Origin of the sequence: Nostoc sp. CCY 9925, from assembly GCF_963920935.1 — a bacterium.
Classification (GTDB): domain Bacteria; phylum Cyanobacteriota; class Cyanobacteriia; order Cyanobacteriales; family Nostocaceae; genus Nostoc.
This window is the reverse complement of record NZ_CAWUDO010000148.1, coordinates 1-14,960: the sequence shown is the minus strand read 5'-3', so window position 1 is coordinate 14,960 and position 14,960 is coordinate 1. Positions and strand designations below refer to the sequence as shown.

Genomic DNA, 14,960 nt, shown 5'->3' with positions numbered 1-14,960 from the left:
GGAATTCAAGAAGGAATTCAAGAAGGAATTCAAGAAGGAATTCAAGAAGGAATTCGAGCAGAACGTCGTAATGTTATAGAAAATTTGTTGCAAGTCAGGTTTGGTTCTTTAGATGCAGAACTAAAAAGAATTATTGAACCTTTGTTGGCATTCTCCCCAGAAGAATTTACTCCTTTATTGCTGCAATTATCCCGAGAAGAGTTATTAAATAGGTTCCTGAGCGATTTATCATAACTTTGATGAGATTAACAAACATCCCATCTATTAACCCATGATCGCTACCATGACAGCTGTACCCAACGAAGATCGCTTTCAACCCATTAACCTGTTTGAGTACGAAAAACTCGCAAAACAATATCTATCGCAAATGGCCCTTGATTACTACAGTAGTGGAGCTTGGGACGAAATCACCCTGCGAGACAATCGTACCGCCTTTGAGCGGATCAAACTACGACCTCGGATACTAGTCGATGTTAGCGATCGCCATCTTAATACCTCCATTTTAGGACAACCCCTAGAGTTACCTTTATTGATTGCACCAATGGCTTTCCAATGTCTGGCTCATCCCGACGGCGAAGTTGCTACGGCTTTAGCTGCGGCATCAGCTGGTGTGGGCACCATCTTAAGTACAATGGCAACAAAGAGTATTGAAGAAGTAGCAAGTGCGTGTGAGCGATTTCCAGATTCGGTGCGGTGGTTCCAGCTTTACATCCATAAAGACCGGGGATTGACTCGTGCTTTGGTAGAAAAAGCCTATCAATCAGGTTATAAAGCACTTTGTCTCACCGTAGATGCACCAGTTCTCGGACAGCGCGAAAAAGATAGACGTAATGAGTTTGCTTTACCCCTAGACCTACATCTAGCTAATCTTGCAACTATCTCAGGACTAGATATTTCCCATGAAAAAGGCGAATCGGGGTTGTTTACCTATTTTGCCCAACAGCTCAACCCAGCAGTCACTTGGAGTGATTTGGAATGGTTGCAGTCTATATCTCCACTACCCTTAGTACTCAAAGGAATTTTACGCCCAGATGATGCATTGCGGGCTGTGGAATATGGAGCCAAAGCAATTATTGTTTCTAATCATGGGGGTAGACAACTCGATGGTGCGATCGCTTCTTTAGATGCCTTAGCTGAAATTGTGCCAGCAGTCAATGGTAGGGTAGAAGTATTGTTGGATGGAGGTATCCGTAGAGGCACAGACATTCTCAAAGCCTTAGCACTAGGAGCAAAAGCAGTACTCATCGGACGACCCATTTTGTGGGGACTAGCGGTAGCAGGACAAGTCGGTGCATCTCATGTCATCTCACTTCTACAAGATGAGTTAAATATTGCAATGGCACTTAGTGGCTGTGCCAAGCTACACGATATTGATGCTAGTTTATTAAAGTTTGTACGTATTTAAGCGCTAAAGTTCAGTAAATCTCTCCAAGAGTAGACAGGGGAAGACATCCTGAGGATAGGTGTTTCGCAGTTTGCAACTACTTAACAGCTGGCTAAAAAAGCTAGACCAGGATTTACGCTCGATTATCATAAAGCTATTCATCACAGAAAACGTTGAGAATCAATCTTCGGATTTGTTGTTGCAATATCAGGAAATAGAGTATAATAGTGAAGTTAAATATAAGGGCGGGTGGCGAAACTGGTAGACGCACCACACTCAAAATGTGGCGACCTTGCGGTCATAGGAGTTCGATTCTCCTCCTGCCCACTACCAAAAAAACTTAATATTTTTATGCTAGAGTTCCTCTGGAACTTGAAACAAAGTCATAATTAAGAAGAGTCAATAAATTACTTGAGAATTTGTGTAATATTATGTATTATAGAATAATACATATTTATGAGTACAAAAATATACTATTAAAACAACATATTTACTAGGCAAGATATATAACCACAGTATTTATTGTTATCAACAGCTAAAGATTCAATATCAACGAGGTCAAAAATTATGCGACTAAAAAGATGGGAATCTCCCCGTAAAGAAGGTAGGAATGATAAAGGTAGAGGCGGTTCTGCGAGAAAGCGGCAACTCAAAAAGCAAAGACAAATGTTACGGCAAAGGCTTAAGGAAGGTAACAAAACGAACGAAAACAAAAATAATACACCAGGGGAAGATAACCTTATCTTCCCCTTATTTTTTTGCTTTTGCTTTGAGCAAAAAATAAAAATGATGAATTTTTAAATACAGGCTTTGAGTTTAATCTGTAATAATAAAAAAATGATAAAACTTTTTTTTGAAAAAACATAACTAAAATATGACCTCTTAAGCGCATATCTACATACCAAAATCATGATAGTAATTTTCTATTATTTTTCTTGGCTTCAAAAAAATATGTAGCAAATATTACGCCAAATAACACATAATGTTTAGTAATTTATCGCAATTGTAATGCTTAGATGAATCAATCAAAAATTAATTATGAAGGAAACATGAATTTTGTGAAACAGCGTCTGAAATCCCTTGGTTGAACCAGTAAACTAAGACACAGTAGCGAATAATTCTAGTATTACCGGAAAAGCCAAAAGTGTACTGAGAAGGGATTTGCACCTCCATGTGTTAACTTCCAAAGATGACACAAGCCTACAAAAGGCCAGGAGTTATCTAATCTGAATTATTAAATATTCGGAATGGTCTAGGTAATCTATGGATTCTTTTCTTGGACACAGGAATTATTTATGGTGGCAAGAGTGCTTCTACCTACTCAAAAAGTGCTTGATTTTCCTATTACGGCTCTACGCTTTAACGACCAGGTGCAAACAATACTGAAATGGGCGAATAAGCGTGAGAGTAAAACTGTATACGTAGCTAATGTACATATGCTGATTGAAGCTCATTGGAACCCAGAGTTTGCCAGCCTATTACGAAATGCAGATATAGTTACTCCTGATGGTATGCCTCTTGTGTGGATGATGCGGAAAATGGGAGCTATCTACCAAGACCGTGTAGCGGGTATGGATATTTTTCTAGCTTTGTGTCAGTTATCTCAAACACAAAATCTCAGTATTTTCTTTTTAGGTTCCCAAACAGAAATTCTTTCTAGAATGGAAAAAAGGTTAGAGCGCGAATTTCCTCAAATGAAAATAGCGGCAATGGAACCTCTACCATTTCGTCCCCTGACTCAAATTGAAGATGAAGCTTTGATTCAAAAGATTAACTCTAGTGGTGCGAACGCTGTCTTAGTATCTTTAGGATGTCCAAAACAAGAAAATTGGATAGCTCAACATAAGGGCAAAATACAAGCTGTGATGATTGGACTGGGGGGAGTTTTCCCAGTTTATGCAGGAATACACAAACGCGCACCCCGTATCATTCGAGACTTAGGGCTTGAGTGGCTATATCGATGGATTCAAGAACCACGTCGGCTTTTTGGTCGCTATTCTAAAACAATTCCACTATTTATATGGTTAGCTACTAAGCAATTACTATCATCAAGTCGTATTGCTGCGGTCTTTCTGCAAGAAACTGGAGACTAAGAAAGTAAAAAAATTATCAAATATTATCTCTATCCTGTCATAACTAAGGATTACCTTAGATATGAGCTAAATTTACAAAATATAAGTAGTAATTTTTTTCCTACCAAAATTTAAGACATTTACTAGTCAGTAAATTTTCTGTTAAAAGTTTCTTCAATGACTAGAAATTTAGAAAAAGATTGTGGTAAACTCTCTTTTAACACTAATGGCTAAGGGATATTAAGTATATTTAAAAACATTTTAATACCCATTATTAAAATAGTCGAAATTCGATTTGATTTTGCCAAAAATTACCCACCTCTAATTCCATTACAAACACTTTAATGGAATTATCGAAAGATTTATCAAATTTATGACACAAAACTCTTATACAGTATAATTAGGACTGCTATATAAAGTTGCGATCGCCAAGTAGTCTCTATAGTTATTTTCTCCCTCCTAGTTCCTTGACTTAATCAACAAACTTTGACTTTAGTCGCCTGAGCATCTTTTATTATATTGTGCAGATTTTTCTTCATCCAAGATGCACAACAACTGAGATTGGATTACGAGTATTTTTTGGATTCCAGAGAGAACTAGATCGGTTAGTTAAGTACTGTAAAATTAGCACCGAATTTATAGTTGATCCCAGAGAGCAAAAATGAAAATCGGAATTTTAACTTTTCATCATATCAATAATTACGGAGCAACGCTCCAAGCTTGTGCGCTTTGGAGTTTCCTTAACAGCCAAGGCTATGATGTTGAAATAATAGACTATCGGCCTCTGAAGATAGTATGGAAATATCTCAGACCTTTAATTCCCCTCAAAAAGCCTGAAAAAGTCTTCGTCAATATTCCAAGAGCTTGGAAAATGAGAAGGTTTTTACTTTCTCATGTGAAGTTAAGTAACAAAAAATTTTATGATAAAAAAGGCTTAAAATACTATCACAACAAGTATGACGTACTAATATGTGGTAGTGACCAAATATGGTGCTTAGATTCCTTTAGAGGTTTTGATTCTGCTTTTTTTTTGGATTTTGTTAGCAATCAAACTACTCGTAAGATAAGCTATGCTGCCAGTTTTGGTAATACGGTCAATTTAGGAATTTATCAAGAAAAAATATATCATTTAATTAATCAATTTCAAACTATTTTAGTTCGTGATTCTAATAGTGCAAAAATTATTAATTATGAATGTAATAAAAAAGTAATAAAAGTTTTAGATCCTACTTTTTTAATTAATTATGACTCAATTAAAACTACTCCAAAAATCACAGTTAAATATCTTTTATTATATATTCATGCTGAAATAGAACCAGAAGAAGAAGAATTTATCAAAACATTGGCAAATTCTGAAAATCTCACTATAGTTTCAGTTGATAAGCCTAATAATTTAGCACAAATAAATCTGGAAAGCGCTAGTCCAAAAGAGTGGGTTGGGCTATATAGCCAAGCCTCTTACATAGTCACTAATACTTATCACGGCACTATATTTTCTATTATTTTTCAAAAACCTTTTAATGTATTCCTTCGTAGTGAAAAACAGAATAAAGTCACAGATTTACTGAAGGATTTAAATTTAGAAAATCGGATATTTTCGGTTAGAGAAAAACCCCAATCACTTCATCACGAAATCTTTGATATTGATTATGAATCAGTATCTAGAATATTAGAATTCAAAGTACTGGAATCAAAAAAATGTTTACTTCAAGCAATTTCATCAGGAACAGTTGATGATAGAAGTAAAGTGGCATGTAATCAGGAGTAAAAATAATGAACATGTCTAATTTGAAGATTGAATCTTTAACATCGAATAATCTTTCACACTATAAAACTCGACATCATTTTGAGCGAGTGGGAGAAATCAACAGTATTGACGATCTTCAGGAATACTGTAATTGGGCCAAAGAAAATAAAATAAATATTTATATAATTGGAAATGGCTCTAACACGCTATTTGTGAGAAAGAATATCCAATCATTGATACTGAAAAATAAACTACCTAAGTACATAAACCCTCTAGCTGAAAATAGGTTAGAAGTGTCCTCTTCTGTTTCAGTTATGGAAGTATTAAAATATTGTTATCAACACTCCATGAATTCTTTTTATTATCTTGCGTCTGTACCGGCAACTATTGGCGGTGCATTAGCAATGAACGCTGGTAGAGGCAAGCAACATGGGTGTACAATATACGACTTTGTTGAAAGTGTAACTTTCTTTGAAGATGGTTCTATAAAAACACTTGATAAGAGTCAAATTGTACGAGATTATCGAGAAACTATATTTACTGGTATGCACTCAAAGCTGATATTAAGTGCAGTTTTCAAATTGGAACAAACAGAATTCACAGAAAACCCTCTAGTTTCAAGACAACTTTGGGCAAAAGAACATCAAGATAATACAGCACCTAACTGTGGTTCAGTATTCAAAAGTGCGAATTATAAAATACTTGAAAAGCTTAGAGGTTTGTCTATAGGTAAAGCTATGTTTTCTGCTAAAACAAGTAATTGGATACTGACTAAATCACAAAATAGCTATGCAATAGTTTTGTTGATTAGAATAGCTAAATTTTTGCATTTGATAAGTGGACAAAAAATTGAACTCGAACTAATTGTAATTGATTAATTAGTTTGTGTAAAAAAAGCTCATTAGTGCCTGAATTATGATTTTTAGAGCATTCACCTGCTTATATACACCACTCAGGAAATTTTAGGGCATTTTCCCCATACTCTCTCCTTGCATATATGATGCTTGTGGAGAAAGGGTATAGTTCAAAGTCTTCACAACTATCGGCTTGCTTGTCCTAAAGCAATGCCCTTTCAAGATGCCAAAGTTTGTGTCGATCGCTTCGTACAGGCACTGCTGTGGTCTAGCGCTGTGTAAAAACCCACCTTCTAAAATCAACTATAAAACTACTTGACATCAACCCCTGACTAGCTGCTATATTAAGTAGGGTGAAGTTGTTGGGGCGTAGCCAAGTGGTAAGGCAGCGGGTTTTGGTCCCGCCATCCCTAGGTTCGAATCCTAGCGCCCCAGTAAAGCAAAAGACAGGCTGTTATGCCTGTCTTTTGCATTTGGATTTAAACAACTCAAGATTCATTCTTCAAGAATCACTTGTCAGGCGATTTCAAAGCTTGATCTAGAACTTGTCGAGCTTGTTCTGCTTTCGTTCGTGCTTCCTGGTAACGCACATTAGCTTGAGCAAAATTTTTCAAAACTTTAAAGCCTTCCTTGAGGCGAGTAATTTCCTCTTCACTCACCGACTCGTCAGTGAACAGAACATCAACCGCTTTCCGAATATCCAAGGCTTCAGTTCGTGATTCTTGAACTTTGAGCTTGAGCGTGGCTAAGTTACTGAGAACTTGAACAGCTTGGGTAATAGCATCCTCACCGTTAGCACTATCAGCACTTGGCTCTTTAACCTCAATTAATTGTTGAGGGCCAAATCCTTCTTCTAGTTCCGTGGGTAGCTTACCTGCATCCATCAGTTCCATTAACTGATCCATTGCTTTGTCACGGGCTTTGGCTGAATCTTTTCCAGAAACTGTGAGGATAATTTCTGGGCTTTGAGCGAGAGTATACTGAACCATATTTAGGCAGAAAATTTGCTGGTTAATTAAACCAAAGAACACAATTTTAACATATTACTTGTCAAGTTATTTGAGAGTTTATTTATGCTTTTGACAAGGCATTGAAAATAAAACTTTATACTTGAAAAAAGAAGAGTATATTTTCGCAGGAGGGCAGAATAATGGCTCTCAATCCCACCATCATGCAAGCAGTGGAACATCTGGGTTACCGCGTCACCGTTGGTGATGTGGCAACCCAGGCAGGATTGAACGTCGCTGAAGCTAATCAAGGGTTGTTAGCACTAGCATCTGAGGCTGGCGGACATTTACAAGTAGCAGACTCAGGTGATATTGTTTACCTGTTTCCGAAAAATTTTCGCTCAATTCTACGCAATAAATACTTGCAGTTACGATTGCAGGAATGGTGGAAAAAAGTTTGGAATGTTCTGTTTTACCTTATCCGCATTTCTTTTGGAATTTTCTTAACTGTTTCCATCGCCCTGATAACTATTACCATCATTATTATCATAACCGCTGCCAATTCAGACCGTGACAGCGATCGCGGGGGCAGTAATTCCGGTGGTGGGTTCTTCTATTTCCCAAATTTATTTTGGTATTTTGGCCCAGATTATAATACCCACTACCAGCAACGGCGAGATGAAGGGCGACAACAAAGCGATTTAAATTTCTTTGAAGCTGTGTTTTCCTTTTTATTTGGCGATGGTAATCCTAATGGGAATTTAGAAGAACGTCGCTGGCAAGAAATTGCTACGGTGATTCGGAATAACCGTGGCGCAGTGGTAGCAGAACAAATTTCTCCGTATCTCGATGAGATTGGGGAGGGATATAAAAGAGATTACGAAGATTATATGCTGCCGGTTCTGACACGATTTAATGGACAGCCATCCGTCAGTGACCAAGGGCAAATTGTATATTACTTCCCAGAGTTGCAGGTAAGTGCAGCTAAAAAGCCTCGTCGTTCAATAGCAGTTTACTTAGAGGAATTCCCTTGGCGTTTTAGTGCCGCAAGCTCAGGACAAATTATGCTGAGTGCTGGCTTGGGTATACTCAATTTTGTTGGTGCTTTAGTATTGGGAAGTTTATTGAGAGATGGCACGGCGGCGGCTCAATTAGGCGGACTGGTAGCTTTTGTCCAAGGAATTTATTGGGTGCTGTTGGCTTATGGAGTTGGTTTTTTGGGGATACCGTTATTGCGTTATTTTTGGATTCAGTGGCGGAATCAAAAAATTGCTGCACGTAACCGCGATCGCCTTTCTCGCGCTAGGCTATTAGCAAGCGCGGATAGTTCTTTGCAGCAAAAGATTGACTTCGCCCATCAGTTTGCCGCAGAAAAAGTCATCGGCGATGAAGAATTGGTTTACTCTACTGAAACCGATTTACTAGAACAGGAAGTTGAACGTTCTGCACAAATTGATGCTGAATGGCAACGGCGGTTGGATGAAGGCAATAGGCAATAGGCAATAGTAAATAGAATCCTGCCTGAATAATTGGATACAGAGCCACTAATTTTAATTATGGAGAACATTAAACATTTGAAACGAGGCGGTAACCCTTGATGTTTCAATACATCCTTTTTAAAATCCCCAAATTTGAATTATGGGGATTTCCCTATTGCCTATTGCCTTTTTGCCTATTGCCTCTTAAGGTTGGCGTATCATATTAAACTATCGTGGAGAAACTTTTCAGAGATTTTATCGGTCAGGTTCTCCAAAATCTGCAAGAATACATACGCCAATGTCATCTTCTGCTCAAGGTATTCCTGGATTACCTGACTTAACACATCCGACTGAGCTTGTGCAATTTGGAACTCAAGCACTTACAGCTTCACTATTATTAGTATTTTTAGTTATAGCTTTGGGAGTTGCGATCGCTCTGGTAAGTTTTTCTCTAGGTCGTCACCAAAACGAAAATGTCATTTTCATTGGTGAATGGGCTGTTCGTTATTCCCAATTGTTGCGGGGATTACAACATTTAACTTTAGTATTAGTTCTCTTGATACCAGGATTTTTTCTCTGTTCAACTTTGAGCAACCGCTATCACCACTGGGAACAAGCAAGGGTGGCTCAAGTCGTTGAAAGTGTCGCAGGTGAAAGGCTCGAACAGTCTGCTCCTCAAGTGCGCTACTCTATTCAAGAGCCATACTCTTATACCACCCAAGTCAACGGCAAGATAGTTAAGGTCAATGATACGCGAGAAGTTACCCGCTTCTTGACCTTGGCGGGTTCGCAAATTCAAGTCAAACTTGACCAAACCGTAGATGTTCCAGGTCGCAGTTCAATTTATCGCGTGGAATACACTGCTGATTATAAAGTAGTTAACCAACTCAAGGATATTAATAATTTTTTCTTTGAAGCATCGCCACCTAATGGCTACTCGCTGCTTGCTAGCTACAAAGTAGAGCGTGATGGTACTAGGCTACAACAAACCAATCCCGGAGACTATGGTTTTCCCTTTCGTTTGCAACCAGGGGAAGCAACCACCTTTCGAGTTACCTATCAAGCTCAAGGGGGGCCGCGCTGGGTTTATGATGCCACCGGACAGTTGCTTTCTAATTTCCGCCTCCTAGCAATTGCCAATTTTGCTCCGGCTGATTTCGCCAGTGGTGTTGTACCGAATGAGATTAAAGTTGATGGACGCAGCACTCAATTTACTTGGATATTTAACGATAATGTTTCAGTTAAAAATCCATTTGGAGTGTTTACCAACACCGAACCCATTCGTCACACTGGTATAATTCCTCGCTTATTGTTGCTTGCACCAGCAATATTTTTGTGGTGGATATTATTGTTATATTTATCACTGCCAATGAGTTTCAAAAATATAGCGATCGCTGGTAGTATTTTCTTTGCTTGTCTATTAGCCTTGACGTATCTGGCTCGTTTGATGAATCCTCAGTTGGCTTGGACTTTGATTTCCTCGATCTTATTATTTTTGACATGGGGATTAGGTGCCAGCCGCAGTACTTCCCTTGCTGCTATCATCTGTACTATTGCTGGAGCAATATTACCCATCTTTGGATTATTAGTACCGTTTAGCGGCCTCACCCTCAGCCTTGCAGGTTTACTTTCAGCCGTCTGGCTAGCAGTTCGTCACTGGTACGGTTGGTTCAGTTTGCACCCAGAAGACCAAAGATTACAGGTTCAGAGAAACGGTAGAGATTAACTTCTATCGCTGAGGCGGGGATGTGGAGATGCGATCGCGGTAATCTGGTTATGATTAGCAAAGTTTTAGCTAACAGTACTTATGGATTACGATTTACTAACTTTCTTTGCAGCTGCTGGGTTACTGATTCTCTATCTCATTTTCTCCGCATTCACGGAAATGGGTACTAAACTCCCTTGGAAGAAATAAGCTAATGGGGCGATGAATTCACAAATTGAAAGTTTCTAAAATCAAAAGATGTAAATTTAATATCCTCGAATGGCTAAAAGATTTACACTTCTCAACCTGATTGACCTTGGAAAAACCAGTAAACATCCATTAGGCTGGGCTAATATATTTTATTGATTTGAGAGAATACCAAATGCGCGACCCACAGAAGAACCAAATTAAAATTGAGCCAGCAACCCTAGTTTTGATTGTGTCTGCCTTAATCTTTTTGCCTCTGCTGGTTGTTGGTTTTTTCTCCCAGTGAAACTATTGTAGGCAATAGGCAATAGGCAACAGGCAAAGAAAGTCTTTTGCAATCTAGCTTTTACGGTACGCTTAACCTATACATAGATAGATAGGGGTGTACATCTGTACGCCTTTACCAATAATTCAGGTGTTGCCAAGATTTTAGGAATAAACGTCTTAAATTGTTAATGCATCTGCTTGTAGAATATCAACTTTGCTTCTCAAACAATGCTAATTTAAGTTCCTTAATTGCGAATTACGAATTGCGAATTGGTATAATATCATGTTCGGGTGAAGACTTATCATTAGGACTGACGCGGAACGGGACGCTCTGACGCGGAGAAATTTTAATAATAAGTGATTATCCGAACTTGATATAAGGCGATCGCCTTTTCTATCCGGTGCGTTACGCTACTATTAACGCACGCACCTAATTATCTCAAAACTACTTAGTTAAAACTTGCCGCAATGCTGTTATAAGTTGGTCAACACTTTCCTTACGACTATTAAAGCCCATAAGTCCTACACGCCAGACTTGACCAGCAAGTTCGCCAAGCCCACCGCCAATTTCAATATTATATTCATTGAGTAACTGTCGAGCGATCGCTTTTCCATCTACTCCCTCTGGAATGCGGACAGTAGTCAGGGTTGGCAGTCGATATTCCCGCTCAACGTGCATACTCAATCCTAAGTCTTCCAAGCTTTCCCAGAGATATTCTACGTTCTTTTGATGACGCTGCCAGCAGTTTGCTAATCCCTCTTCGGCAACTAAACGCAGTGCTTCCCGCAATGCATAGTATAAATTAATCGGTGCTGTGTGGTGATAGACGCGTTCACTACCCCAATACTTACCTAGCAAAGACATATCCAAATACCAATTGGCAACTTTCGTGCGGCGTTGTTGCAATTTCTCGGCTGCACGCGGACTCATGGTAAAAGGCGAAGCACCAGGCGGGCAACCCAAGCCTTTTTGGCTACAACTATAAGCGAGGTCAACTCCCCAAGCATCCAATAATAAAGGAACACCACCGAGACTTGTTACGGTATCTACTAATAGTAAAGTGCCAAATTCACGACACAAATCAGCAACTCCTTCCAAAGGTTGCCGTGCGCCAGTGGAAGTTTCGGCATGAACCAAAGCTAGAATAGCTGGACGATGAGTTTTCAGGGCAGTTTGCAGTTCTTCCAAGTTGAAAACTTGTCCCCAAGGCTTGGTGATTGTTCGCACATCAGCGCCATAACGTCCCGCCATATCCACTAAGCGATTACCGAAATAACCAGCTACACCAATCAAAACTACATCACCGGGTTCCACACTATTGGCGATGGTTGCTTCCATTGCAGCTGTTCCTGTACCGCTAACTGCAATGGTGAGTAGGTTTTCTGTTTGCCATACATAGCGTAGCAACGACTGAATTTCATCCATCAGTGCGAGAAAAGCCGGGTCAAGATGCCCGACTGGTGAAGTATTCATCGCTTGCAGAACTGTAGGATGGGCATTTGAGGGGCCTGGCCCCAACAGTAAACGGGAAGGAATTTCTAGAGGTGAGAGTTGCAAGCGCCCAGAATCGTTAATTGAAATTGTTGGCGTCATAATCTGTCTTCGCTTAGACGATACTTACCGCATCATAAAGCGATCGCACGCAATGGGGAATAGGGAAAGATTAATTGCTTATTCCCTAAGGTAATAGATCATTTTTACCATAATCAAATAAGATCGCTATATCAAGCATTAACTACTTAGTTTTCACTTATTCATTTACTAACAAACACAATTATGGTTTTTGCAGGTAAACGACCGAATAATTTAGGTGTTAGTAACGGTAAATTAGCACCTTGTCCTAACTCTCCTAACTGCGTTTCTAGCCAAAGTGCAGATGTACTCCACCAAATTGCACCGCTGACTTTTACATCTACTCCAGAAGAAGCAATTACTAATCTAAAACAGATTATTGAGTCTTTCCCAAGGACTAAAATAATTACCGAAAGCCAAGATTATTTATATGCAGAATTTAAAAGTGCCTTGCTGGGATTTGTGGATGATGTAGAATTCTATCTAGATAGGAATGCTAATGTAATACAAATCCGTTCAGCTTCACGTTTAGGTCAAAGTGATTTGGGTGTAAATCGCAAACGCATAGAGACGATTAGAACCAAATTTAGCTAAATATTAGCTCCACTTTTGATTGAGACAATTAAAAAGGAAAGGTGATTACCAATTTCGTGCGTTCTTCCATTTTAGAATTACAACTAAACTGACGTTTTAGGGTTTCCATAACTTCATATTTCCCTGATTGAAACCCGCTTGGATTACGTTTGCGATCGCAATATTTGTGAAACTTAATTTATTTAAAAACTTTGACCCCCGACCTCGAGTATTTATTTCTATTGGAGTTGCTGTATTAATTTCAGTAATACTTCCGCCTTGGCTGCATTTACCCACTCGCGTTCTCTGCGCTTGGAACTCTGGCGCTGATGTTTTTTTAGCCATAACTTGGTGGAAAATGCTCAAAGCTAACCCACAAAAAATTCGCCGTTATGCTGAGAGTGAATATGAAGGACATTTAGCTATATTCATGTTGGTAATAGCTGCGGCTTGTGCCAGTGTTTTAGCCATTGGGTTTTTACTAACTGATAAAAAAGGTTTGTCAACAATGATGCTTATCCTACATGTCATACTTTCAATTATGACGATTGTAGGTTCGTGGTTATTAGTGCATACAATATTTGCAGTTCAGTATGCACACACTTATTACAAATATGTTAGTCCCAATAATAGCGAAAAAATTGCTGGAGGTTTAGATTTTCCTCATAACGACTATCCAGACTACTGGGAATTTTTATATTATTCATTTGTAATTGGCATGACTAGCCAAGTTTCAGATGTGCAAACGACATCCCGCGATATGAGGCGCTTGACGTTGCTACATGGGATATTATCCTTCTTTTTCAATACCACCATTCTGGCTATGAGTATTAATATTATTGCTTCTTTGATTTAAAAATTGTTTTACTCAGCCAAAAGTATGATTATTTGGTTCTCTACTGAGAGAAAGAGGAAATTTAATTACCAGTTTTTTAGTATGAACTTAAGTTGAGATAATCGGAATTAAGTTTATGCCAGATCAAGCAAAAAATGAATTACCTGAAGATATTAAACAACAATTGCCCGAACATGCACAGCAGATTTTTGCAGCAGCTTTAAATGCTGCCCAAAGTGACGGACTTAGCGAACAAGGTGCCCGTGAGGTTGCTTGGAATAGTGTCAAAAATGAGTACGAACCAGGCAAAGATGGCAAATGGCAGAGAAAGCCTGAAGACCCTGCCATACATAATAAATCTGTTACCTCTGGAGGCAATTAAGTAAATCTAACTTGTGCAGAAGTCAATACTGTTCGGATAAGATCCCTCCGCCTATGGCGACCCCCTTTTTAAGGCGGTAATTAGAAGAAAACCCCCCCTTCTTAAGGCTACGGTGTACACACAAGTCTTCTAGAGTTGCCCCGCACATTTTTGATCCCCCCAACCCCCCTTTCCCAGGGGGGCAAAAGCCTCTCAAAGTCCTCCTTAAAAAGGAGGATAATGACGGATGTACGAGGATTTTGGTTTCCTACACAGATGTGTGTACACCGTAGCTTCTTAAGGGGGGTTGGGGAAATCTCTAAGGGATAAACACGTTAACCGAACCGTATTGGTGCAGAAGTATTTTGTATCAGGGCTAGTGTAAGAGTTTAAGGGGAATTTTATTCTCACAAAGCGTGGATAAAATTCCCCTTTGATTTTCACAACTCCGGTAATAGGATGATATTTTGAATCAATTCTAATTATTCAATACTTGCGATAAAAACTATACACAAAAAATGCGAATTCAAAAAGACGAAATTACTATTTGTCCCATGCAAGGTGAAATATATGATTATGAGTTGATGGCAAAATGGCTAATACCAATTCTGTATGAAGATGCGCCAAACTATATAAGGAACGAACCGCAAAGGGCGCATAGACGCGGAGCGGCTTCCCGCAGGGTAGGACACAAAGAAAGAAGGAAGGAAGCCAAGAGAATTTGGCGCAGCTTCACAAAGAAATGGTATAACCGATCAAAAAGTTTTGGAATTTTAGGAAGGAAGAGATAATCCTTTTGGTTTAGAAAGAATTATAGAAACATACAAACCGCTCATAAAAGGAGAGGAGGCAGTTATACCCTGTATCTTTTACTATCAAAATAATGCTATTGGTTATTTGCAGTAAGTAAGTCGGCGGGAAAATTTATAAGTATGTAACGAAAATTTAACCAGAGCG

At 38.9% G+C, this 14,960-nt stretch carries 13 protein-coding genes, 2 tRNA genes and 1 pseudogene; 14 read left to right on the top strand and 2 right to left on the bottom strand.

Annotated elements, in window-relative coordinates; translation table 11 throughout:
- The 8 genes and pseudogenes from ACM0OY_RS36675 to ACM0OY_RS36640 form a co-directional block, all read left to right on the top strand.
- Nucleotides 1–234 (top strand): annotated as a pseudogene (locus ACM0OY_RS36675) (hypothetical protein); the annotation flags it as partial.
- Between the two features lie 37 nt (nucleotides 235–271).
- Nucleotides 272–1,405 (top strand): alpha-hydroxy acid oxidase, encoded by a 1,134-nt coding sequence (locus ACM0OY_RS36670; RefSeq protein WP_414573636.1) that lies wholly within the window; start codon nucleotides 272–274, stop codon nucleotides 1,403–1,405.
- A gap of 222 nt (nucleotides 1,406–1,627) precedes the next feature.
- A tRNA-Leu gene (locus ACM0OY_RS36665) sits at nucleotides 1,628–1,711 on the top strand.
- A 240-nt stretch (nucleotides 1,712–1,951) separates the two neighbouring features.
- Nucleotides 1,952–2,185, top strand: coding sequence for a hypothetical protein (locus tag ACM0OY_RS36660; protein ID WP_414573635.1), 234 nt, complete (start codon nucleotides 1,952–1,954; stop codon nucleotides 2,183–2,185).
- A gap of 494 nt (nucleotides 2,186–2,679) precedes the next feature.
- Nucleotides 2,680–3,477: a WecB/TagA/CpsF family glycosyltransferase gene (locus tag ACM0OY_RS36655; protein WP_414573634.1), complete on the top strand. Its 798-nt coding sequence runs from the start codon at nucleotides 2,680–2,682 to the stop codon at nucleotides 3,475–3,477.
- 640 nt (nucleotides 3,478–4,117) lie between these two features.
- Nucleotides 4,118–5,224 carry a polysaccharide pyruvyl transferase family protein gene (locus ACM0OY_RS36650; protein ID WP_414573633.1) on the top strand — a complete coding sequence of 369 codons (1,107 nt, stop codon included), beginning with the start codon at nucleotides 4,118–4,120 and terminating at the stop codon, nucleotides 5,222–5,224.
- A gap of 5 nt (nucleotides 5,225–5,229) precedes the next feature.
- Nucleotides 5,230–6,081: an FAD-binding protein gene (locus ACM0OY_RS36645; protein ID WP_414573632.1), complete on the top strand. Its 852-nt coding sequence runs from the start codon at nucleotides 5,230–5,232 to the stop codon at nucleotides 6,079–6,081.
- A 339-nt stretch (nucleotides 6,082–6,420) separates the two neighbouring features.
- A tRNA-Gln gene (locus ACM0OY_RS36640) sits at nucleotides 6,421–6,492 on the top strand.
- Between the two features lie 74 nt (nucleotides 6,493–6,566).
- Here the strand turns inward: ACM0OY_RS36640 and ACM0OY_RS36635 are convergent.
- Nucleotides 6,567–7,046 (bottom strand): hypothetical protein, encoded by a 480-nt coding sequence (locus ACM0OY_RS36635; protein WP_414573631.1) that lies wholly within the window; start codon nucleotides 7,044–7,046, stop codon nucleotides 6,567–6,569.
- 161 nt (nucleotides 7,047–7,207) lie between these two features.
- On the opposite strand from ACM0OY_RS36635, the gene ACM0OY_RS36630 reads away from it, so the two are divergent.
- Both ACM0OY_RS36630 and ACM0OY_RS36625 read left to right on the top strand, forming a co-directional pair.
- The gene (locus ACM0OY_RS36630) at nucleotides 7,208–8,503 is read left to right on the top strand and encodes a hypothetical protein (RefSeq protein ID WP_414573630.1); all 1,296 of its coding nucleotides are present in this window, start codon (nucleotides 7,208–7,210) and stop codon (nucleotides 8,501–8,503) included.
- A 277-nt stretch (nucleotides 8,504–8,780) separates the two neighbouring features.
- Nucleotides 8,781–10,208, top strand: coding sequence for a hypothetical protein (locus ACM0OY_RS36625; protein ID WP_414573629.1), 1,428 nt, complete (start codon nucleotides 8,781–8,783; stop codon nucleotides 10,206–10,208).
- A gap of 898 nt (nucleotides 10,209–11,106) precedes the next feature.
- Here the strand turns inward: ACM0OY_RS36625 and ACM0OY_RS36620 are convergent.
- Nucleotides 11,107–12,255 (bottom strand): alanine--glyoxylate aminotransferase family protein, encoded by a 1,149-nt coding sequence (locus ACM0OY_RS36620; RefSeq protein WP_414573628.1) that lies wholly within the window; start codon nucleotides 12,253–12,255, stop codon nucleotides 11,107–11,109.
- A gap of 183 nt (nucleotides 12,256–12,438) precedes the next feature.
- On the opposite strand from ACM0OY_RS36620, the gene ACM0OY_RS36615 reads away from it, so the two are divergent.
- From ACM0OY_RS36615 to ACM0OY_RS36600, 4 genes are all read left to right on the top strand, one after another.
- On the top strand, nucleotides 12,439–12,828 hold the full coding sequence (locus tag ACM0OY_RS36615) for a DUF1499 domain-containing protein (protein ID WP_414573627.1): 390 nt from the start codon (nucleotides 12,439–12,441) through the stop codon (nucleotides 12,826–12,828).
- Nucleotides 12,829–12,994: 166 nt separating this feature from the next.
- Nucleotides 12,995–13,663 carry a DUF1345 domain-containing protein gene (locus tag ACM0OY_RS36610; protein ID WP_414573626.1) on the top strand — a complete coding sequence of 223 codons (669 nt, stop codon included), beginning with the start codon at nucleotides 12,995–12,997 and terminating at the stop codon, nucleotides 13,661–13,663.
- 115 nt (nucleotides 13,664–13,778) lie between these two features.
- Nucleotides 13,779–14,024 carry a ChaB family protein gene (locus ACM0OY_RS36605; RefSeq protein ID WP_414573625.1) on the top strand — a complete coding sequence of 82 codons (246 nt, stop codon included), beginning with the start codon at nucleotides 13,779–13,781 and terminating at the stop codon, nucleotides 14,022–14,024.
- 497 nt (nucleotides 14,025–14,521) lie between these two features.
- Nucleotides 14,522–14,794: a hypothetical protein gene (locus ACM0OY_RS36600; RefSeq protein WP_414573624.1), complete on the top strand. Its 273-nt coding sequence runs from the start codon at nucleotides 14,522–14,524 to the stop codon at nucleotides 14,792–14,794.
- The last annotated feature ends 166 nt before the right edge of the window (nucleotides 14,795–14,960 follow it).